Here is a 21,356-nt window from a genome sequence, read left to right as displayed (position 1 = left end):
TCCTGATAACTAACGCGGGCTTGCCCGCCCCGACACTAAAAACAGGACCATCCATGGCGGACGAGAATCAAGCGCTCAGAGACGCTGGCCTTAAGGTCACCCTGCCCCGAGTCAAGATCCTTGAATTGTTGCAGCAGCCCGACTTCCAGCACATCAGTGCCGAGGATCTCTACAAAAAGCTCATCGAGCTGGGTGAAGAGATTGGCCTTGCCACCGTCTACCGCGTGCTGAACCAGTTTGATGATGCCGGCATCGTGACCCGCCATCATTTCGAAGGCGGCAAGTCCGTGTTCGAACTGTCCCAGAAGCACCACCACGACCACCTGGTGTGCCTCAAGTGCGGCCTGGTAGTGGAATTCATGGACGATGTCATCGAGCAGCGCCAAAAGGCCGTTGCCAAAGACAACAAGGTCAAACTGATGCACCACAGTTTGTACCTGTACGGCGAGTGTGAAGACACTGTCGCCTGTGACAAACGCCGCCGCGGCGAAGAATAAACAAGGCCAGGTTCTCCTGGCCTTTTTCTTTTAAAGCCTTGCCGCCAGCTCCGCGCCCTGGCGAATAGCCCGCTTGGCATCAAGCTCTGCCGCAACGAAGGCGCCGCCGATAAGGTGTGCGTTAACCCCCGCCTCAGCCAGTGCCTGCCAAAGCCCCTTGTTGGGCTCCTGGCCGGCGCAGATGATGACGTTGTCCACGTCCAGCACCAGAGTCTCTTCACCTTTGCTGATATGCAGCCCCGCATCGTCGATGCGCTGGTAATTAACCCCCGGCCACATCTTGACCCCAAAGTCGCTAAGGGTCTGGCGGTGCACCCAGCCGGAGGTTTTACCCAGCCCCTTGCCGACTTTGCTGTCTTTGCGTTGCAGCAGCCAAATCTCGCGGGCAGCCGCTGCCTTGTGGCCCTTATCAAGGCCACCGGCGTTACTGATGGCTTTATCCACGCCCCAGTGGGCCAGCCAGCGGTCTTTATCAAGGCTCACCGAATGGCCGGGCTCGGCCAGGAATTCGGCCACATCAAAACCGATACCACCGGCGCCAATAATGGCCACTTTGTCGCCCACCGGCTTGTTGTCTCGCAGCACATCAAGGTAGCTCAGCACCTTGGGATGGCTGACCCCGTCAATGGCCGGGGTACGGGGGCTGATGCCGGTGGCGATAACCAGCTCGTCAAAGCCCTCGGCCTTGAGGGTATCGACGCTTTGAATGGCATTGAGGCGCACCTCGACGCCAAGGTCGCTCAGGCGGTTTTTAAAGTAGCGCAGGGTCTCATAGAACTCTTCTTTACCCGGAATGCGCTTGGCGTAGTTGAACTGGCCGCCCAGCTCGCCAGCGCCGTCCATCAGCACCACCTTGTGGCCCTTTTGTGCGGCGTAGCAGGCAAAGGCCATACCGGCCGGGCCTGCGCCCACCACGCCGATGCGTTTGGGGCTGGCAACGGTTTTAAAAATCAGTTCGGTCTCATAGCAGGCCTGGGGGTTAACCAGGCAGCTGGCCCGTTTTTGCTCAAACACATGGTCAAGGCAGGCCTGGTTACAGGCGATGCAGGTGTTGATGCGATCCCCAAGGCCGGCGGCGGCCTTGTTGACAAACTCAGGGTCGGCCAACAACGGCCGAGCCATCGACACCATGTCCGCCTCGCCAGCGGCGAGGATAGCCTCGGCCACGTCCGGGGTGTTGATGCGGTTGGTGGTGATAAGGGGGATGCCAAGGCCTTCTTTTTTCATCTTGGCGGTGACCCAGGAAAAGGCGGCGCGCGGCACCGAAGTAACGATGGTGGGGATGCGCGCTTCGTGCCAGCCGATGCCGGTGTTAATCAGGGTCACCCCGGCCTTTTCAAGCTCTCGGGCCAGGTACACCGCGTCATCCCAGCCCATGCCCTCTTCCACCAATTCGAGCATGGACAGACGGAAGATAATGATGAAATCGCTACCCACCCGCTCGCGGATGGCCCGGATGATGGCCAGGGCAAAACGGGCACGGTTTTCAATGCTGCCGCCCCAGGCGTCGGTGCGCTTGTTGGTGCGAAGGGCCAGAAACTGGTTGATGAGGTAACCCTCAGAGCCCATCACTTCAACACCGTCGTAACCGGCCTTTTGGGCCAGGGCGGCGGTTTTGGCAAAGGCCTTGATGGTGCCTTTTATCTGCCGCTGTGACATAGCGCTGGGTTTAAACGGGTTGATGGGCGCCTTTTTGGCGCTGGGGGCCAGGGAAAAGGGATGATAGGCGTAGCGGCCGGCGTGGAGGATTTGCAGGCAAATTTTACCGTCAGCCTGGTGCACCGCGTCGGTCACCACTTTGTGCTTTTTGGCTTGAAAACCAAAGGATAACTGGCTGCCAAAAGGCGCCAGGCGGCCTCTGAAGGTGGGGGCGATGCCCCCGGTTACGATCAGCCCTACCCCGCCTTCGGCGCGGGCTTTGTAAAAGGCGGCCATTTTATTGAAACCGTCCTTTTCTTCCTCAAGGCCGGTATGCATGGAGCCCATCAGCACTCGGTTCTTTAAGGTGGTGAAGCCCAAATCAAGAGGTTTCAACAAGTTAGGATATGCTGCACTCATCGCTCGACTGTTCCTTATAGTTTTGCCCAAGCGTACTCATCCGATGAGTTGGAATCAACAAACCGTTACAAATTCGGCTTCGCATTGGACAGTGATTCACTTAGCATGCGAAGAATCCCCCAATACAAGGAAGCATCCGAGATTATGCTGACCATGTTGAAGAAGGTTTTCTCCATTATCTGGAAGGCCCTGAACGGCCTGCGCCGCCTGGTGATGAGCCTTATCGTGCTGGTTCTGGTGGTGGTGCTGTTTAGCTCCATCGGCGAAGACAAAGGCCCCGAAGTTCCCAAAGGTGGCGCCTTGATGCTGAACCTGGACGGTGTGCTGGTTGAAAAGGCCAAAAACGTAGACCCGGTAAAAGCCGTGGTACAGCAGATGCAAGGCTCTGATGAGCCGCCGGAAATTCAGCTCAGCGACGTGCTGGATGTCATTCATAACGCCAAGGACGACAACCGCATCAAGATGCTGGTGCTGCGCCTTGATGGCCTTTACACCACCAGCCCCGACAAGCTGATGACCATCGGCGATGCCATCGAAGACTTCAAAAAGAGCGGCAAGGAAGTGGTGGCCAAGGGCGATTACTACACCCAGGGCCAATACCTGCTGGCGGCCTACGCCGACAAGGTGTATCTCAACAAGGTGGGCTTTATGTCCATCGACGGTTTTGGCCGTTACCGCACCTACTACAAGTCGTTGCTGGACAAGTTGAAAGTCACCACCCACGTGTTTCGGGTCGGGACCTTTAAATCCGCCGTTGAGCCCTTTATCCGCGACGACATGTCAGAGCCCGCCAAGGACGCCAACCGCACCTTCCTGAACGCCTTGTGGCAGCAGTATCAGGATAAGGTCGTTGAGCTGCGCCACCTTAAACCCGGCGCCCTGGACGACATGCTCAACAACCTGCCTGACCGCTTTGAAGCCGCTGGCGCCGATTTTGCCCAGCTCGCCCTCAAAGAAGGCCTGGTGGACAAACTGATGTCCCGCGAGGAGATGGATCAGAGCCTTATCGCCGAAGTGGGCGAAGACGATGACCACCACTATCGCCGCATCAGCTTTGACGATTACCTGTCCATCATCCATCCCAAGTTCCCGGCGCCCAAGAAAGGCCCGAAAGTCGGGGTGATCGTGGCTCAGGGTGAAATTGTTGATGGCGAGGCGCCGGTCAACATGTCTGGTGGCGACTCCATTGCCGCGCTGCTGCGCCAGGCCCGTTTTGATAAAGACATCAAAGCGGTGGTGCTGCGGGTCGATAGCCCCGGCGGCAGCGCCTTTGCCAGCGAGATCATCCGCCAAGAATTGCTGGAGCTGAAAAAAGCCGGCAAACCGGTAGTGGCCTCCATGGGCACCTACGCGGCCTCCGGTGGTTACTGGATCTCTGCCAGCGCCGATGAAATCGTGGCTCACCCCACTACCCTCACCGGCTCCATCGGCATCTTTGGCCTGCTGGCCACCTTTGAAAACAGCCTGGACGCCATCGGCGTGCACAGCGACGGTGTGGGTACCTCCGAGTACGCCGGCACCGACCTTACCCGGCCGCTGTCTGCCAACTTGCAGCGCATCATCCAGGCCAATGTCGAGAAGGGTTACGACCGCTTCCTGACCCTGGTGTCCGAGAGCCGCCACATGACCAAGGAGCAGGTTAATAAAATTGCTCAAGGCCATATCTGGATTGGCGCGCAGGCCAAAGAGCTGGGCCTGGTGGACAAACTGGGTGACGAGAACCTCGCCATCAAGGACGCCGCCGCCCTCGCCGGCCTCAAGCACTACAGTGTTGAGCAGGTAGAACGGCCGCTGACCCCGCGCGAGCAACTGGTTAAAGCCCTGTTTGGCGATGCCGCCCAACTGGCCGCCAGCGTGCAGACCCAGCAGTATCCTTGGCTCAGCAAACTGCTGGCCACCCTTGATACCGAGGTATCGCCCCTGGTGGACATGAAAGATCCCCAAGGCATGTACCTTTACTGCCGCGACTGCAACTTCCAGTAAGTCACTGCACCACAGATAAAAAACCGGGCCCAGGCCCGGTTTTTTCTTATAATGCGCGCCATAGCAGCGAAGGAGCAGTTCATGGCTAAAAAACGCATTTACGTTGCCTACACCGGCGGCACCATCGGCATGCAAAAATCCGCCAAGGGCTATGTGCCGGTGCCGGGCTTTTTGGTGCAGCACGTCAAGCAGCACCCGGATTTTCAGCGCCCGGAAATGCCCGATTTTGATATCCATGAATACCAGCCGCTGATGGACAGCTCCGACATGACCCCGGCTGACTGGCAACATATCGCCGAGGACATCCTCCAGCACTACCACCAGTACGACGGCTTCGTTATTCTCCACGGCACCGACACCATGGCCTACACCGCCTCGGCGCTGTCGTTCATGCTGGAAAACCTCGGTAAACCGGTGATTGTGACCGGCTCGCAAATTCCGCTCTCGGCGCTGCGCTCCGACGGCCAGGAAAACCTGCTTACCGCCCTGTACCTGGCGGCCGAATACCCTATTCCCGAGGTGGGCCTGTTCTTCAACAACCAGCTGTTTCGCGGCAACCGCGCCACCAAGGCCCATGCCGATGGCTTTGACGCTTTTGCCTCCCCCAACTTCCCGCCACTCCTTGAAGCCGGCATTCAGATCAGAAAAGTGCCCAACAAAGACGCGCTCATTGCCAAGGGCGAGCTGACCCTGCACAGCATCACCCCCCAGCCCATCGGCATGGTGCGCCTCTACCCGGGCATTGACCCGGCCATCATCAGCAACCTTATCCAGCAGCCGGTCAAGGCGCTGATTTTGCAAAGCTACGGGGTGGGTAACGCGCCCAGTAACCCGCGCCTGCTTGACGCTCTTAACAAGGCCTCCGAGCAAGGCATCGTCGTTATCAACCTCAGCCAGTGCTTTAAAGGGGCGGTTAACATGAGCGGTTATGCCACCGGCACGGGGCTGGCGGCAGTGGGGGTTATCTCCGGCGGCGACATGACGGTGGAAGCCACCCTCACCAAGCTGCATTTCCTCTTTAGCCAAGGGCTTGGCAGCGAAGAAATTCGCCGCCAGATGACCCTAAACCTGCGCGGCGAGCTCAGCGCCTGAACCCAGGCCCCGCCGAAGGCTAAAAAGTCCTTCATTTAACCGCGCAGCCCCATTGACAAGGGGTTGCCGGTCTAGGCACTGTGAACCGACACACATTACCCATAGGGGATCGGTTCTCATGCACACCAAGTCAGCCAAACTCAAGCACGTCTGTTACGACATCCGCGGTCCGGTGATCGTAGAAGCGGCGCGCATGGAGGCGGCGGGTGAGCAGATCCTCAAACTCAATATCGGTAACCCGGCTCCCTTTGGCTTTACAGCGCCCAAAGCGCTACTGGATGCCATTGGCGCCAACCTGCACAGCAGCCAGGGCTATTGCGACGCCAAGGGCCTGCCGCCGGCGCGCGAGCTTATCAGCAGCCACTACCAGGCCATGGGCGTTAACCGCACCTCTATCGACCATATCTTTATCGGTAACGGCGTCAGCGAGCTTATCCAGATGAGCCTGCAGGCCCTGGTAGATAACGGCGATGAGATTTTGCTGCCAGCGCCCGACTACCCGCTGTGGACAGCCTGCACTGTGCTGGCCGGTGGCAACGCCGTGCACTATCGCTGCGATGAGTCCAACGGCTGGCAACCAGACCTTGACGATATCCGCGCCAAAATCACGCCTCGCACCAAAGGGCTGGTGGTGATCAACCCCAACAACCCCACCGGCGCCGTGTACAGCAAAGACATGCTGCTGGCCCTGGTGGATATCGCCCGCGAGCACAAGCTGGTGCTCTTTGCCGACGAGATTTACGACCAAATCCTTTATGACGACGCCGTGCACCACCCCATGGCGGCGCTGTCTGACGATGTTCTGACCCTGACCTTCAATGGCCTGTCCAAGGCCTATCTGGCGGCCGGTTTTCGCCAGGGCTGGCTGATGGTGTCTGGCGACACCAGCAAGGCCCGCGACTACCTCGAAGGCCTTAACATGCTGGCCAACATGCGCCTTTGCGCCAACGTGCCAAGCCAGCATGCACTGCTGGCTGCCCTGGGCGACCCGGCCAGCATCAAGCCGCTGCTGCTGCCCACCGGTCGCCTTTGCCAGCAGCGCGATCTGGCCTTTGATCTGCTAAGCCAAATCGAAGGAGTAAGCTGCGTAAAACCCAAAGGCGGGCTGTACCTCTTCCCTCGCCTCGACCCCAAGCGCTTTGCCATCAACAACGACGAGAGCCTGGTGCTGGATTTGCTGCGTAAAGAGCGCATCTTGCTGGTGCAAGGCACCGGTTTTCACTACCCGAGCCCCGACCACGTACGCATTGTCTTCCTGCCGCCCCCTGAGGTGCTGAGCGATGCCATTACCCGCTTTGGCCATTACCTCGATGGCTTGGCCGAGTCGGTGAAAACCTCCGCAGCTTGAAAAAAGCCCGCCTAAGGCGGGCTTTTTTACAACATCAGCTCCATCTGCACATTGCAGCGTTCATAAGGGGACGCCGGCCCTTTGACAGCCACAAAGCCCAGCTTGCGATACAGGTTCACCGCCGGCACCAGTAGGCTGTTGCTCTCCAGATAAAGCCGCGTCGCCCCCAGGGCCCGGGCCTTGGCGATAACGTGGCGGCCCAGCCTCTCCCCCAAGCCCTTGCCTTGCATGGCATCGTCCACCGCCATCTTGGCCAGTTCAAAGTCTCCGCCGGCCATGGGCAGCAAAGCGCAGCTGCCGACGATCTGTCCCCGATAAAGGGCCACGGCGATATAGCCACCCGGCGTTATGATGTGCTCAACAGGATGGTCCAAGGCCTTGAAGTCACTGGCCTCCATCTGCCAGTGCTTGCTGATCCAGTTGACGTTGAGCGCCCGGAACCCCTGCTGATGCTCGCTGGCAAAAGGCACGATCTGCACCTCGGCCCGCTCCCGCTCCAGCAGCAGCGCATCTACCCGGCTGTAGAGGCTGCGTTTACCTAGTTCATATTCTAGGGTGTCCAGTTCGGCCCAGAGCTGGGAATGGCTAGCGGCCAGCAATTGTTCGACCACAGCGCCAACGTCCTGGCACTGGCGGGCCAATTTCGCAGCCACTTCCTTGCCTTTGGCGGTCAGGGACACTTGGCTGACCCTGGCATCGGCCTCACTTTTTTGGCTCGCCACCAGGCCGGCCTTGGCCATGGCCTTGACCACCTGGCTGACGGCGGCATGGCTCTGCCCGACGTCCTGGGCCAGCAGGCTGACCGAGCTACTTCCCTTGTTGGCCAACATGTAGAACACCGCAAACCAGGATGGCTCCAGCGCTACTCCGTAGCGGCGGTAGATATCCGCCGCATCCGAGGTCACGCTATCCGCCAAGCGCCGCAGCCGGCTGCCAAGGGCCATGGGCCCGGCCAAGGTGTAAAAATCCATAACCACCACCATTTACGTAAGTGCTTACATAATGTCTTCTATCAAGCCCTCGGTCAATTCCCAGGCAAGATAAAAGGCGCCCAATGGCGCCTTTTTCAGTGCGGTGGTTTGGCCTCTAGGCCCCGGTCACCTGCAACATCACAGCCGCATAGTGGCAGACACTGCCCCCCAGCACAAAACAGTGCCAGATGGCATGGCCATAGGGGATGCGGCGGAACATGTAGAAGATGGTGCCGAGGGTATAAAAGAGCCCGCCCCAGACCAGCCAGTTCAGCTCCATGGAGGTTAGCGCCTCGCTCATGGGCTTGATGGCCACCAGTACCAGCCAGCCCATGGCCACGTAAATGGCGGTAGAGATACCGCGAAAACGGCCAGTAAAAAACAGCTTAAAGCCGATGCCAAGGGCCGCCAGGCCCCAGACGGTGCCAAACAGGCTCCAGCCCCATACGCCGCGAAGGGCTATCAGGGTAAAAGGGGTGTAGGTGCCGGCAATCAACACGAAAATGGCGCAGTGATCGAAGATCTTCAGCCGGGCCTTGGTGTTTTCGTGGGGAATGGCGTGATAGAGGGTGGAGGCGGTGTAGAGCATCAGCAAGGCGCTGACGAAAATAGAGGCGGAGACTATCTGCCAGGCATCACCGTACACCGCAGCCAGGGCGATAAGCACGGCGCCGCCAGCGATGGAGCAGAACACCCCCAGACCATGGGTAATAGTGTTGGCCAACTCCTCATTAAAGGGATAACGGTGACCGACGGTAATTTGCATGGGCTTTCCGAACGTACTTGTTAATAACCATTCTCAGCCTACGTGAAAAAAATGATCCGGCCAAGGGCCGGATCATGAATTATTCGCGAACCTGACCGGCCCCGGTAACCACGAATTTTTCCGTGGTCAGGGCCTCCAGCCCCATGGGCCCGTAGGCGTGCAATTTCGAGGTGGAGATGCCAATTTCAGCCCCCAGGCCCAGCTCGCCGCCGTCAGAGAAACGGCTCGAGGCGTTGGCCATCACCACGGCTGAGTCCACCTGTTGCTGAAAGGCCGTTGCGGTGTCGTTATTTTCGGTAACAATCACCTCGGTGTGCTGGCTGCCAAAGCGCTCGATATGGGCCACGGCGCCGTCAAAGTCGGGCACCTGGCGAATGGCAATTTCCAGCGCCAGGTATTCCTGGCCGTAGTCGTCCTCGCCCATCAGCTCAGCGCCGTCAAAGTAACCGGCGGTGGCGCTGTCGGCATGGACCTTGACGCCCTTTTCACCAAAGGCCTTGGCCACTTTCGGCAAGAAGGTCTCAGCTACGTCCTGGTGCACCAAAAGGCCTTCTAGGGCGTTACACACCCCGGTGCGCTGGGTTTTACCGTTCATCAGGATATTAAAGGCCTTATCAAGGTCTGCCTCTTTGTCCACGTACAGGTGACACACCCCTTTGAAGTGCTGAATAACCGGAATGCGGCTTTGCTCGGTCACAAAGCGAATAAGGCCTTCGCCGCCACGGGGAATCACCAAATCGATGTCGTCTGTTTGCTTTAACAGTGCCAGCAGCAGCTCGCGGTCCGGGTCGTCGATAACGGTAATGGCCGCGCCGGGAATGCCATGGGCAATAAGCGCCGGGCGCATGGCTTCGGCAATGGCGAGGCTCGATTGCAGGGCCTCGCGGCCGCCGCGAAGAATAACGCCGTTACCGGATTTCAGGCACAGGGCGCCGGCATCGGCAGTCACATTGGGGCGCGCTTCGTAAATCATGCACACCACGCCAAGGGGAATGCGCATCTTCTCGATTTTCAGGCCATTGGGGCGGGTTTCCACCAAGCGGCGCTCACCCACTGGGTCGGGCAGACCTACCAGAAAATCGATAGCATCGGCCATGGCGTCAATACGGGCCGGGGTCAATTGCAGGCGGTCGAGCATGGCGTTATCGAGACCCTTGTCACGGCCATTGGCCATGTCGGTCTCGTTGGCCTTGAGGATGGGGCCATGGCTTTGACGAAGGGCATTGGCCATGTCGCTCAGCACGGCGTTTTTCTGCGCTGTGGTCAGCCTTGCCAAAACCTTGGCGGCTTTGGCACAGGCGGCGGCATATTCTTTGGCTTTGGCCATCATCATGAATAGTTTTCCTCCAAAATCGTCAGGTTATCGCGGTGGATCACTTCGTCCGGGTGGCCGGGCTCAACGGTATCGTTAATGGTGCCGGCATGGCGGCCCTTAAGATAGTTAAGCTCCCAGGAGCTGTACTGACAGATCCCCTTGGCCAGGGCCTTGTCGCCCTCTCGGATGATCACCGCATCACCCCGTTCAAACTCGCCTTCCACATCGGTTACCCCGGTGCTGAGCAGCGACGCGCCGTCTTCCACCAGGGCCTGGGCGGCGCCGTGGTCAACCACCACCGCCCCTTGGGCTTTGATGGTATGGCGCAGCCAATGCTTGCGGTTGGACAGCGGCGAGTGGTGTTTGCGAAACAGCGTACCCGGGTTGTCACCGCGCAGCAGCTGCTCAAACGTATCACCATCGCGGCCGTTAACGATATAAGTATCGATGCCGTGGCTGGAGGCCTTCTCGGCAGCCTCCACCTTGGTGCGCATACCGCCGGTGGCGATGGCGTTACGGGGCGGCCCGGCCAGGGAGAAGATGTGGTCGTCTATCTCTTCAACCACCGGCAGGCGCTTGGCGTCACTAAAGACGGTGGGGTCCTTGTCGTAAAGGCCGTCTACGTCTGAGCAAATCACCAGCGTGTCGGCGTCGGCTACGGTGGCCACCATGGCTGCCAGGTTGTCATTGTCGCCCACTTTCATGGCGTCAGTAGCCACGGTGTCGTTCTCGTTGACGATGGGCAGAATTTGGTTCTCCAGCAGCGCCTCTATAGTATTTTTGATAGAGACGTAACGTTCGCGGTCACCTAAATCACCATGGGTCAACAAGACCTGGGCACAGGGGAAGTCAAAGAACCGCGACCAGTTGCTCATCATTTCGTTTTGCCCCACGGCCGCCATGGCCTTTTTCAGCGCCACTGGCAGGTTCTGGTGGGAAAAATCGAAATGACTGCGCCCGGCGGCCACGCTACCGGAGGAAACCAGCACGATATCAATACCGCGCTCCCGGCACTGGGTGATAAAACGAGCGATGGCCAACAGGTATTTGGCACTGCAACCGTTGCCGTCAGGGGCGATCAGGGCACTACCCACTTTGAGAACAGCTCTTCGCCAGGCAGGCGTCGACATGAGTGAAACTCCTCGAAAAAATGAGTTAATACTCTAACATCATTCGCCCACTAATGAAAATTGGTTATATAAATAGCCGATTTACGGCGCTCAACTTATATGCGGGCGTTGGCATGTTTCGCCGCCAATAAAAAAGGCTCCCGAGGGAGCCTTTAGAGGGTGTCGTTGCTGTCTTTAAGCCACGCAAATCGTGGCTTGGGGCCATCAATGGTGTCCACCGTTTCGGTGAACATGCCAAGGGGCCTGACCCACAGCGCCCCTTCACCGTATAAGGGCCGGTACACCACCAGCTCTTCTTCGGTTTCGCTGTGCCGGGCCACCTCATACACCTGATAGAGATTGCCTTTGTAGTGGCGATAGATACCCGGTTTTATAGCTTGGTCCTCATGATTTCCTGCTCATCGGCGCCGCTAAAAGCCGCCTTAAGCTCACGCTTGGACTTCTGCACCAGTTCGCCGCCGGGGCCCATTTCCATGTGCTGATGCTCGGTCAGGCGCAGGGATTGGTAAGCCATCACCAGTTGCAGGCAATTGCCGCGCTGCTCTTCGTTAAGGGCAGTGCCGTCCGGCCATTTGCCGGTCTCGGCGGCGTCACGCAACCGCAGGTACGTGGCTTCGTCCATATTGGCAACCATTTGCGACAACATCATCAACCCCCTTTACGCTTGTACCAAACCATCATCATCCGGCACACAATGTAGCCGGTCAGCCCCACGGCCAGCAGCGCCTTGGCCAGCCACTTGATGGTGGGCTGCAGCTCTGGCACCAGCTCGGGGCGCGAGGACAAAAACCACAGCGCCAAAAAGCCGAAGCCGGCCGCCACCAGGGCCAACATGGAGCCGTTATTGAACTTGGAGTGTTTTATCGACTGTTGGCGAACCCGAGCCTCGGCCACCGCCTCAGGGTCTGAGCTTCGCACCGCGCCACAATGGGGGCAGGACGGGGCTTTATCGGAAATGCGTTTACCGCAGGCATAACAATGAACAATGGCCATCAGTCCTCCTGTTAGGAGCGACATGGTAACAAAAAGGGGCGCTTTTCGGCGCCCCCTTTTTTATTCCTTTTCCTTGAGATTGGCCCAGTAATCCCGGACCGTCTGCTTCATCTCCCTGGCCAGCATCATGATGCCAAAGAGGTTGGGTAGCGCCATCAACACGATGGCCACCGCCGCCAGATTCCACACCAAGGTGGTGTCGCTGACCGCCGCCCACAAGAAGCCGAAGGCATACACCACCCGGTACGGCATCACCCACTTGTAGCCCACCAGGTAGATGATGGCCCGGTCACCATAGTAGGACCAGGCAATGGAGGTTGAGAACGCAAACAACAGCAGGCCTATGGAGACAATATATTGGCCGTAGTCCCCAAAGTAGCCCTTGGTAAAGGCCTTGGTGGTGAGCTGCGCCGAGTGCACCAGGGATTTACCGATGACATTGACGTCCGGGTCGACAATGGCTCCTTTGCTGATATCCAACAGGCCAGTGTAAGGATGGCCGCCCACCCGAAAACGCACGTCTTCGCCCACGGAGCGGGCGTTCAGCACGGTGATGGGGTCGCCGCCAACCACCTTGCCCTCTTCCACTTTCACGGCGCCGTTAAAGACTTTCACGTCGCTGGGTTTGTCGTTGAGGTAGGCGTAGAGCTGTTTGACGTCGGCGTCGTTTTTATCCGAGTAATGGCCAGCAATGATGGTCATGTCTGTGCGTTCGAACTTGTTCTCGAACTTCTCGGTCCAGACCCCGGAGCAGAGGATCACCATACCGGTGAGGGTACAGATGATGATGGTGTCGATGAAGGGTTCAAGGATGGACACCATACCTTCAGACACCGGCTCGTCGGCCCGGGCCGAGGCGTGGGCGATAGGCGCTGAGCCCTGCCCCGCTTCGTTGGAAAAGAGCCCCCGGTTTACCCCGCGGTTAAAGGCGTAGGCAAAGCTCGCCCCTAAAAAGCCCCCGGCCGCGGCGGCGCCGGTGAAGGCATCGCTTATCACCGCTTTAAAGGACGGCCAGAGGTTGTCGATGTTCATGGCGATAACCGACAACGCCCCCAGCACGTAGAACACCGCCATAAAGGGCACCACCTTGGAGGTGACCTTGGCAATGCGGTGAATGCCGCCGAGGATAACCATGGCCAGCAAAATGGCCAGCACCGAGCCGGTGATGATGGGCTTGATGCCGAAGGTGGCTTCCATGCCCTGGGCAATGTTGTTGCTTTGGGGCAAGTTGCCGGTACCGAAGGAGCTGATCACGGTAGCGATGGCGAAGATCACCGCCAGCCATTTCATGTTCAGGCGCTTGTCCATGTAGTACATGGGGCCACCGGCCATGGTGCCGTCCGGGGCGCGGTCACGGTATTTGTGGGACAGGGTCACTTCCACAAACTTGGTGGTCATGCCCAAAAAGGCGGTCATCCACATCCAAAACAGCGCCGCCGGGCCACCCAGGAAGATGGCAAAAGCCACGCCGCCGATATTACCGGTACCAACAGTGCCGGAAAGCGCAGTTGCAAGGGCTTGGAAGTGGGAGGTGTCTCCCTTCATGTGGGAGTGATCGTACTTGCCGGTAACGACCCGCCAGGCCTGGCGGAAATAACGAATTTGCGGAAAACCAAGATAGAGCGTGAAGAAGAGGCCAACGCCCAAGAGGACATAAGGGAACCAGGCTGAGCTGCCCAGGAAGCTGTCGAGGACGAGCAGCCAGTTATTGAATGCTTCCATGGATAAAGGGGGCTCCAAATCGTTTTTATAATGAAGCCCTTACCCTGACACAGCAACAGCTCTTTAACAAGAACAAGGGCCGCTCACGCGGCCCCTTTTATCGCAATTATTTGAGGTGTCTCCAAAGTGCGGTGAGCACGTCTTCACCCAGTTGTTGAGCCCGGCCCGGAGACCAGCCGTAGTCGGCGTCGGGCAAGTCGGCGTTGTCTTTGAACGGCATCTCAAGGGTGTAGGCCAGGGCGCCAAAACGCTCCGCTACCCAGTTGGTGCACACCGTCATGTTCGCCTCGCCCGGGGCGTCGATGTCGTAGCCATATTGGGTCTGAAATTCCGGGGTCACGCTCAGCAGCGCTTGCTTGAAGCTGTCCTGGGCCGCTTTAAGGTCGTCGTTAAAGCTTGGGATACCCTCGGAGCCTGCCAGAAAGTTATAAGGCAGGCCTTCATCACCATGGATGTCCAGGCACAGATCCAGGCCCTTCTCTTCCATGGCTTTTCGCACCAGGAACACCTCGGGGCTTTGCGCCATGGAGGGGTTTTGCCATTCGCGGTTGAGGTTCACCCCCACGGCGTTGGTGCGCAGGTGGCCACGCACGCTGCCGTCCGGGTTCATGTTGGGCACCAGGTAGAAGACGTTGTCGTTAAGCAGGGCCCGGGCCACGCCGTCTTCGTCGTCCAGCAAGCGGCCGATAAAGCCTTCCATAAACCATTCGGCCATGGTTTCGCCGGGGTGTTGGCGGGCAATCACCCAAATTTTGCGCTTGGCGGCGGCTTCATCGCCCACCACCAGCATGGTCATCTCGCGGCCATCGAGGGTTTCGCCCAGGTGCACCGGGGTGCAATCAAGGCTTTGCTGGGAGCCGGCAATCAAATCCTGATGGCGCTCCCAGGAATACGGCGCGAAGTAGGCGTAATAGCACACCGGCTCTTCGTGAAAATGGCGGATGGTCAGGTTCTGGCCGTCAAACTCGGTGGGGACCCTAAACCAGGTCTGGCGGTCGTAGGATGCCACCGCCTGGTAGCCTTCCCAGCCTTTGGGGGCATAGGCCGCGCCACCGGCGTTGGTGATCTTCATGACATATTGCTGATCGCGCTCGCCGTGCAGGCGAAAGTGAAACCACTGGTAAAAATCGGATTGGTGGTCCTTGTGGATGGCCAGCTGGATATCGTCGCAGCTGTCGGCCTTCAGCACCTGGATGTTACCGCTGTCAAAACCGGCGGAGATATGCATGTTGTCGGGTCCTTCTTGGTGAGGATAAGGGGTAAGCTTAACACGCCAAGGCACAAAAAAAGGCGCCGCAAGGCGCCTTTGATGGCCCAACTGCCTATTAACGCGGCAGGCTGGGGTAGTAAAGACCGGCCATGTCCTGGGCCACGCGCACCACCTGGCAGGAGTAACCGAATTCGTTGTCGTACCACACGTACAGCACGATGTGGTTTTCCTGGGCCAAGGTGGCCTGGGAGTCCACCACGCCGGCGTAACGGGAGCCAACGAGGTCGGAAGAGACGATTTCGGTCGACGTGGTGAAATCGATTTGGTCACGCAGGTCGCTGAACAGGGAAGTCTCGCTCAGGTAGCTGTTGACCTCTTCACGGCTGACATTGTCTTTCAAAGTCAGGTTCAAAATCGCCATGGACACGTTGGGGGTCGGTACGCGGATGGCGTTGCCGGTCAGCTTGCCTTTGAGCTCAGGCAGGGCCTTGGCCACGGCCTTGGCAGCGCCGGTGCTGGTGAGCACCATGTTCAGCGGTGCGCTGCGGCCACGGCGCTCGGCCTTGTGGTAGTTATCAATCAGGTTCTGATCGTTGGTGTAGGAGTGCACGGTTTCAACGTGGCCGTACTCGATGCCGTACTTGTCGTTGATGGCTTTGAGCACCGGGGTAATGGCGTTGGTAGTGCAGGAGGCGGCAGAGATGATTTTGTCTTCGGCCAAAATCATGTCGTTGTTGACGCCGTAGACGATGTTTTTCACGTCGCCGCCGGAGGGAGCGGTCAGCAGCACCTTGCCGGCGCCTTTGGCTTCCAGGTGACGGCCCAGTTGGTCGTCTTTAAAGACACCGGTGTTGTCGATAACCAGGGCGTCTTCGATGCCGTACTGGGTGTAATCGATGTCTTCGGGCTGGTTAGCGTAAATCACCTTGATGTAGCAACCGTTGGCCACGATGGCAGAGGCTTCTTCGTCCACCCAGATGGAGCCGTTGAAAGGCCCGTGGATGGAGTCGCGGCGCAGCAGGCTGGCGCGCTTTTGCAGGTCGCCGTCTTTACCGCCACGTACCACCACGGCGCGCAGGCGCAGTTTGTTTTGGGGGCCGGTGCGCTCGATAAGCAGGCGAGCCAGCAGGCGGCCGATACGGCCAAAGCCGTACAGCACCACGTCTTTGGGCTTCATGTTGTCGTCGTGGTCGACGATATCGCTCAGCTCTTCGCGCAAGAAGGCGTCAACAGACTTGTCGCCGTGGTTTTTCAGGTAGTTCACCGCCAGCTTGCCAATGTCGATACGGGCCGGGGCCAGCTTCATGTTGGACAGGGCTTCCACCAGCGGGAAACACTCACGCAAACGCAGCTTCTCGCCTTCGAACTGGCGCACCTGGCGGTGGGCCTTGATGATCTCGATGGTAGAAGCGTTGAGCAACGGTTTACCGTATACCACCAGCTCTACGCCGTAATTGCGGTACAGACGGCCGATCAGCGGTTGCATCTGTTCTGCCAGTTCCTGACGCTCTTGCCAGCTTTTCAAATAGATATCCGGTTGAGTGTTGCTCATGGGGTTTCCTTTTGTTTCACGTCGTAGGGCGCCGATTTGGTCGCTTACATCTTGTAGGGGCCTGCGGGGTTTTCTCGGTGGTCCCGTCAGGCGGTCGCAATTTTACCCAAGGGCAATCGCTTTCGCCACACAATGTGCGAGCACCGACAGTTTTGGTATTGTCAGCCTTAACTTGCGTTGCCAAACTGACTTCCATCAAAACAACAAAAGAAGGGCGTTCATGAAAAAGTGGTTGTGCCTGATCCCCCTCACCTTGCTGGTGGCTTGCAAAAGCGAACCCACCCTGCAGGAGATCTGTGCGGATTATCCGGCACTGTGCGCCCGGCTCAACACCGATGGCTGGTGCCGCAACGAACGCTCCGAGCTTATCCGCCAGCGCTATGATGTCAGCCAGTTAACCGGCGACCCGGGTTACCAGGGCTATCGTTTGCTGCTAGACACCGAGGCCTACCGCGACTGCATGGCCAAGGCCTCCGGGGTGGTGCACAAGAACCTCAAAGAGCGGCAAAGCGCCAGGGGCGAGGCCTATATCGAGTCGTTAAAAGATCTCAAAGCCTTGCAAGAAGAGTACAAAGGCAGCCAGGACCCCCACCTTCTTTACTACCGCTTCACCCGTTTTGAAGACGAACATGCCCTGAAATTGTTCCTGGCCCTGGAAGGCACTGGCGCCTTTAACACCCTGGAGCTCAAAACCATGCTGGCCGGCTACTACGCCAAAAGCGACAGGGACAAGACCTTCAAGTTATTGATAGAGGGCCTGGCCCTGCCCCGGGAGTCGAGCACCATCGACCCGGAGATCTTCCAAACCCTGGCCACCTTGTCGATGCAGGGCTTTCGCTATCAAGACGCCTACCTTTGGACCCGCATCGCCCAGCGCCACGGGGTCACCATTGACCCGCGCAGCCTTGAGCAATACCTGAAGAAAGACGAAAAACGCATGACCGAGCTCGACACCCTGGCCGAAGGGGTGGACGAGGCCATCGGCGAAAACCGCTTTGACCCCAAGATGGCCGAGCTAGACCCACAGCCCGGCCAGGACGACGCCAGCCTCAGCTCAGCGGCTCAAAGCTCAGCGCCACCGAATTAAGGCAATAGCGCTGCCCGGTGGGGGCCGGGCCGTCGTCAAACACATGGCCCAGATGGGCATCGCAGTTGCCGCAACGGATCTCGGTGCGCACCATGCCATGGCTGGTGTCTTTGAGGTAGCGCACCGCCTCGCTCGATACCGCTTCAAAAAACGACGGCCAACCGCAGCCGGCATCAAACTTGGTTTCCGAAACAAACAGGGCTTGTCCGCATACCACGCAGTGATAAACCCCTGGTCTATCCTCGTACAGGTACTCGCCGGTAAACGGTCTTTCAGTCGCACCTTGCTGGGTGACCGCTTCAGCGGCTGCGCTGAGGGGGCCTTTCCAACCTTCTTTGCTCATAAAATACTCCGTTTATGTAATTTGTTTTCATAAAGACCGGCTTTGTGGCGGATAAGACTTGATAACTGCCGGCCTTTCTGTAAATTTACTACCAATTTCTTTCAGCAATAGCAGATAAGGACACTATCATGCGGGTTGCCATTAACGGTTATGGTCGTATCGGTCGCAACATCCTGCGCGCACTTTTCGAATCCGAGAAAAGCTATGACATCGACATCGTTGCCATCAACGATCTGGGCGATGCTGCCATCAATGCTCACCTGACCCAGTACGACACCATTCACGGCCGCTTTAACGCCAAGGTCAGCCACGACGAAAAAGCGCTGTACATCAACGACCAAGCCATTGCCATTTACAGCGAACGCGACCCGTCCAAACTGCCCTGGGGCGAGCTGGGTATCGACATCGTGTTCGAGTGTACCGGCCTTTTCACCACCGGTGAAAGCGCCAAAGCGCACCTCGAAGCCGGCGCCAAGAAGGTCCTGATCTCCGCCCCTGGCAAGAACGTGGATGCCACCGTGGTGTACGGCGTCAACCATGACGTTTTGACCAAAGACATGACCATTGTTTCCAATGCGTCCTGCACGACCAACTGTCTGGCGCCCATCGCCAAGCCCCTGAACGATACCCTGGGTATCGAAAGCGGCCTGATGACCACCATTCACTCCTACACCAACGATCAGCGCCTGACCGACGTGTACCATTCGGACTTGCACCGTGCCCGCGCCGCCGCGCTCAACATGATCCCCACCAAAACCGGCGCTGCCGCCGCGGTGGGCCTTGTGGTTCCGGCCCTCAAAGGCAAGGTGGACGGTATGGCGGTACGGGTACCCACTGCCAACGTCTCTTTGGTGGACCTGACCTTCACCGCCGGGCGCGACACCAGTGTGGAAGAAGTGAACGCCATCCTCAGCGAAGCGGCCAGCCATGGCGCGCTGTCCGAAGTGCTGGCCATCAACACCGCACCGCTGGTGTCCATGGACTTCAACCACGTGGCCTTTTCATCCAACTTTGACGCTACCCAAACCCGGGTACAGGGCCGCCTGGTCAAGGTGATGAGCTGGTACGACAACGAGTGGGGTTTCTCCAACCGGATGCTCGATACCGCCACGGCCATGATGGCCGCCAAGTAAAAAAGAAATGGGGCCAACGGGCCCCATTTTCAATGCTCGGCCAGTAACACCGAGGCCGGTACCGACTGGCTCTGCCACTCATCCAAAAAGGCTTCAAACTCTTCCGCTGCCAGGGCTTTTGAGCACAAATACCCCTGGTACTGCTCCCCTTGCAGGCTACGGATAAAGTCCAGCTGCTCGCGGGTTTCTACCCCTTCTGCCACCACATCCAATTGCAGGCTATGGGCCAGGGCGATAACCGCTTGGACGATGGCGGCGTCTTGGGCATCGCGCATCACCCCGGCGGTAAAGGAGCGGTCAATCTTGAGCCGGTCTATGGGGAAGCGTTTGAGCTGGGCCAGGTTGGAATAGCCGGTGCCAAAATCGTCGATGGAGATCAAAATGCCCAGCCGCCTGAGCTCCTGCAAAATGCCGCGCGCCCGGTCGGGGTTTTGCATCACCGCGCTTTCGGTCAGCTCCAGCTCCAAAAAGCGCGGATCAAGGCCGGTTTCATCCAGCACCCTTTTTACCATGTCCACAAAGTCGTGCTGGTTAAGCTGCACCGGCGACAGGTTCACCGCCACCGGCACCTTGATACGCCCTTCGGCATGCCAGCGGGCGGTTTGAATGCAGGCGGTGCGCAGCACCCATTCCCCCAGGGGCAGAATAAGGCCGGTGTCTTCGGCCAGGGGGATGATTTTATCTGGCGAGACGGTGCCAAGTTCTTTGTCGTGCCAGCGCAGCAGCGCCTCAAGGCCGGTCAGGGCATCGTCGCTGGTGGCAATCTTGGGCTGGTAGGCAAGGCTCAAACCGCCCTCCTCCAGCGCCAGGCGAAGGCGCCGCTCCAGCACGTTGCGCTGCTCGGCGGCCGAGACCATGCCCGCCTCGAAAAACTGAAAGTTATTGCGCCCGCCGGCCTTGGCGTAATACATGGCGGCGTCGGCGTGGATCATCAGCTCATGGGCATCAGCGCCGTTCTCCGGGTAGCAGCTGATCCCAACGCTTGAAGAGATGCGCACTTCGTTGCCTTCGAGCTCAAAAGCGGTGGCCATGGCTTCGACGATACGGGCGGCAATGCCCACGCATTGCACCTTGTCGGTGCCGGGCGGGGTCAGCACCATGAATTCATCTCCCCCGACCCGGGCGATAAGGTCGTCTTCGCGCAGGGCTTCTCGAAGCCTGGTGGCCGCCGCCTTGATAAGGCTGTCACCGACGTGGTGGCCAAGGGAGTCGTTGACGTTTTTAAAGCGGTCCAGGTCGACGAAAAACACCGAAAACGGCAGCAAATGACGCTTGGCACGGCGCAGCACCGTATCGAGGTGCTCTTCAAACAACAGCCGGTTGGGCAGGCGGGTCAGCGGGTCGCGCAGCACCATGGATTTAAGCTCGTCATTGGCCTGCTGCAAGGAGGCGGCCATGCGCGCGTGGTGCGACGCCAGGTGCGCGTCGTACACCGAGAGGATAAGGCTGGTCACCATGATGCAGCCGGCCACCAGGGCAATGGTGATGGACAACTGGTCCGGGGCCATGGCACTGGCGCCAATGCCCATGCTGTGGGGCGCCATATTGGCCGCCGCCATGCCGGTGTAGTGCATGCCGCAAATGGCAATGCCCATCACCAGCGCCGCCGCCAAGCGATACCAAAACGGGGTGCGCCGGCTCAGGTCATTGAGGCGAAACGCCAGCCACAGCGCCGCGATGGAGGCGCTGATGGCAATCACCACCGACAGCGAAAAAAGTGCCGGATCGTAGCTGATGGCAGGTTCCATTTTCATGGCGGCCATGCCCAGATAATGCATCACACAGATGCCGGTGCCCATGGCAAGGCCCCCGCCCCCCAGCCGCAGCCAGTTGAGGCGGCCGAGGCTGACAATCTTAAGGGCGAGCGCCGACGAGAGCACCGAGGCCACCATCGACACTAAAGTCATGGTGAGGTCGTAGCCCATTCTCACCGGCAAGGTCAGAGCTAACATGCCGATAAAGTGCATGGCCCAAATACCGGTGCCCATGGCAAAAGCGCCGCCCCACAGCCACAGCCTGCGGGCCAGACCTTTGCTGGCACGTACCCGGCCTGCAAGATCAAGCGCCGTATAGGAAGCCATCATCGCCACAACAAAGGACAGAGCTACCAGCGCCCAGTCATAAGAACCCTGCATCTCAGTGATTCGCCTAATGTT

19 protein-coding genes are annotated in these 21,356 nt (G+C 58.7%); 6 read left to right on the top strand and 13 right to left on the bottom strand.

What is annotated here, in order from left to right:
- Nucleotides 1-53 precede the first annotated feature (53 nt).
- Complete coding sequence (fur, locus tag AC22G1_RS08690; RefSeq protein WP_050660405.1) at nt 54-497, top strand: ferric iron uptake transcriptional regulator; 444 nt, start codon at nt 54-56, stop codon at nt 495-497.
- A gap of 30 nt (nt 498-527) precedes the next feature.
- Here the strand turns inward: fur and AC22G1_RS08685 are convergent, their stop codons facing one another.
- Nucleotides 528-2,555: an oxidoreductase gene (locus AC22G1_RS08685; RefSeq protein ID WP_487316406.1), complete on the bottom strand. Its 2,028-nt coding sequence runs from the start codon at nt 2,553-2,555 to the stop codon at nt 528-530.
- A 153-nt stretch (nt 2,556-2,708) separates the two neighbouring features.
- On the opposite strand from AC22G1_RS08685, the gene sppA reads away from it, so the two are divergent.
- The 3 genes from sppA to AC22G1_RS08670 all read left to right on the top strand — a co-directional run bounded on the left by sppA (nt 2,709) and on the right by AC22G1_RS08670 (nt 6,978).
- Nucleotides 2,709-4,538 carry a signal peptide peptidase SppA gene (sppA, locus tag AC22G1_RS08680; protein ID WP_487316405.1) on the top strand — a complete coding sequence of 610 codons (1,830 nt, stop codon included), beginning with the start codon at nt 2,709-2,711 and terminating at the stop codon, nt 4,536-4,538.
- An 81-nt stretch (nt 4,539-4,619) separates the two neighbouring features.
- On the top strand, nt 4,620-5,630 hold the full coding sequence (gene ansA / locus AC22G1_RS08675; protein WP_487316404.1) for an asparaginase: 1,011 nt from the start codon (nt 4,620-4,622) through the stop codon (nt 5,628-5,630).
- Nucleotides 5,631-5,748: 118 nt separating this feature from the next.
- A complete protein-coding gene (locus AC22G1_RS08670) occupies nt 5,749-6,978 on the top strand; it encodes a pyridoxal phosphate-dependent aminotransferase (RefSeq protein WP_487316403.1) in 1,230 nt (409 codons plus the stop codon).
- Between the two features lie 26 nt (nt 6,979-7,004).
- On the opposite strand, the gene AC22G1_RS08665 is transcribed toward AC22G1_RS08670, so the two are convergent.
- The 10 genes from AC22G1_RS08665 to AC22G1_RS08620 all read right to left on the bottom strand — a co-directional run bounded on the left by AC22G1_RS08665 (nt 7,005) and on the right by AC22G1_RS08620 (nt 16,637).
- Nucleotides 7,005-7,949, bottom strand: a complete 945-nt coding sequence (locus AC22G1_RS08665) for a bifunctional helix-turn-helix transcriptional regulator/GNAT family N-acetyltransferase (protein ID WP_487316402.1) — start codon at nt 7,947-7,949, stop codon at nt 7,005-7,007.
- 115 nt (nt 7,950-8,064) lie between these two features.
- Nucleotides 8,065-8,715, bottom strand: a complete 651-nt coding sequence (gene trhA / locus AC22G1_RS08660) for a PAQR family membrane homeostasis protein TrhA (RefSeq protein WP_487316401.1) — start codon at nt 8,713-8,715, stop codon at nt 8,065-8,067.
- 79 nt (nt 8,716-8,794) lie between these two features.
- Nucleotides 8,795-10,048: a glutamate-5-semialdehyde dehydrogenase gene (locus AC22G1_RS08655; protein ID WP_487316400.1), complete on the bottom strand. Its 1,254-nt coding sequence runs from the start codon at nt 10,046-10,048 to the stop codon at nt 8,795-8,797.
- Nucleotides 10,045-11,160, bottom strand: coding sequence for a glutamate 5-kinase (proB, locus tag AC22G1_RS08650; protein WP_487316399.1), 1,116 nt, complete (start codon nt 11,158-11,160; stop codon nt 10,045-10,047). The genes AC22G1_RS08655 and proB overlap by 4 nt, the downstream gene beginning before the upstream one ends.
- A gap of 152 nt (nt 11,161-11,312) precedes the next feature.
- The gene (locus tag AC22G1_RS08645; protein ID WP_487316398.1) at nt 11,313-11,480 is read right to left on the bottom strand and encodes a DUF1653 domain-containing protein; all 168 of its coding nucleotides are present in this window, start codon (nt 11,478-11,480) and stop codon (nt 11,313-11,315) included.
- Between the two features lie 50 nt (nt 11,481-11,530).
- Nucleotides 11,531-11,809 (bottom strand): YeaC family protein, encoded by a 279-nt coding sequence (locus AC22G1_RS08640; protein WP_487316397.1) that lies wholly within the window; start codon nt 11,807-11,809, stop codon nt 11,531-11,533.
- Entirely contained in the window at nt 11,809-12,153 is a 345-nt protein-coding gene (locus AC22G1_RS08635) for a hypothetical protein (RefSeq protein WP_487316396.1), read from the bottom strand. The genes AC22G1_RS08640 and AC22G1_RS08635 overlap by 1 nt, the downstream gene beginning before the upstream one ends.
- Before the next feature lie 60 nt (nt 12,154-12,213).
- The gene (locus tag AC22G1_RS08630; RefSeq protein ID WP_487316395.1) at nt 12,214-13,875 is read right to left on the bottom strand and encodes an alanine/glycine:cation symporter family protein; all 1,662 of its coding nucleotides are present in this window, start codon (nt 13,873-13,875) and stop codon (nt 12,214-12,216) included.
- Between the two features lie 106 nt (nt 13,876-13,981).
- Nucleotides 13,982-15,103 carry a M14 family metallopeptidase gene (locus tag AC22G1_RS08625; protein WP_487316394.1) on the bottom strand — a complete coding sequence of 374 codons (1,122 nt, stop codon included), beginning with the start codon at nt 15,101-15,103 and terminating at the stop codon, nt 13,982-13,984.
- Between the two features lie 97 nt (nt 15,104-15,200).
- Nucleotides 15,201-16,637 carry a glyceraldehyde-3-phosphate dehydrogenase gene (locus AC22G1_RS08620; protein ID WP_487316393.1) on the bottom strand — a complete coding sequence of 479 codons (1,437 nt, stop codon included), beginning with the start codon at nt 16,635-16,637 and terminating at the stop codon, nt 15,201-15,203.
- Nucleotides 16,638-16,857: 220 nt separating this feature from the next.
- Here AC22G1_RS08620 and AC22G1_RS08615 point away from each other — a divergent pair, with 220 nt between their 5' ends.
- The gene (locus AC22G1_RS08615; RefSeq protein WP_487316392.1) at nt 16,858-17,724 is read left to right on the top strand and encodes a DUF2989 domain-containing protein; all 867 of its coding nucleotides are present in this window, start codon (nt 16,858-16,860) and stop codon (nt 17,722-17,724) included.
- Here AC22G1_RS08615 and msrB read toward each other — a convergent pair.
- Nucleotides 17,687-18,067: a peptide-methionine (R)-S-oxide reductase MsrB gene (msrB, locus tag AC22G1_RS08610; RefSeq protein ID WP_487316391.1), complete on the bottom strand. Its 381-nt coding sequence runs from the start codon at nt 18,065-18,067 to the stop codon at nt 17,687-17,689. The two genes, AC22G1_RS08615 and msrB, sit on opposite strands and share 38 nt — an antisense overlap.
- Before the next feature lie 128 nt (nt 18,068-18,195).
- On the opposite strand from msrB, the gene gap reads away from it, so the two are divergent.
- Entirely contained in the window at nt 18,196-19,200 is a 1,005-nt protein-coding gene (gene gap / locus AC22G1_RS08605) for a type I glyceraldehyde-3-phosphate dehydrogenase (protein WP_487316390.1), read from the top strand.
- Between the two features lie 29 nt (nt 19,201-19,229).
- Here the strand turns inward: gap and AC22G1_RS08600 are convergent, their stop codons facing one another.
- The gene (locus AC22G1_RS08600; protein WP_487316389.1) at nt 19,230-21,335 is read right to left on the bottom strand and encodes a putative bifunctional diguanylate cyclase/phosphodiesterase; all 2,106 of its coding nucleotides are present in this window, start codon (nt 21,333-21,335) and stop codon (nt 19,230-19,232) included.
- Between the last annotated feature and the right edge of the window lie 21 nt (nt 21,336-21,356).

This window comes from Gallaecimonas zhanjiangensis (genome assembly GCF_057624825.1).
Note: the sequence above shows the minus strand (reverse complement) of the source record. Positions and strands in the feature narration are given on the sequence as shown.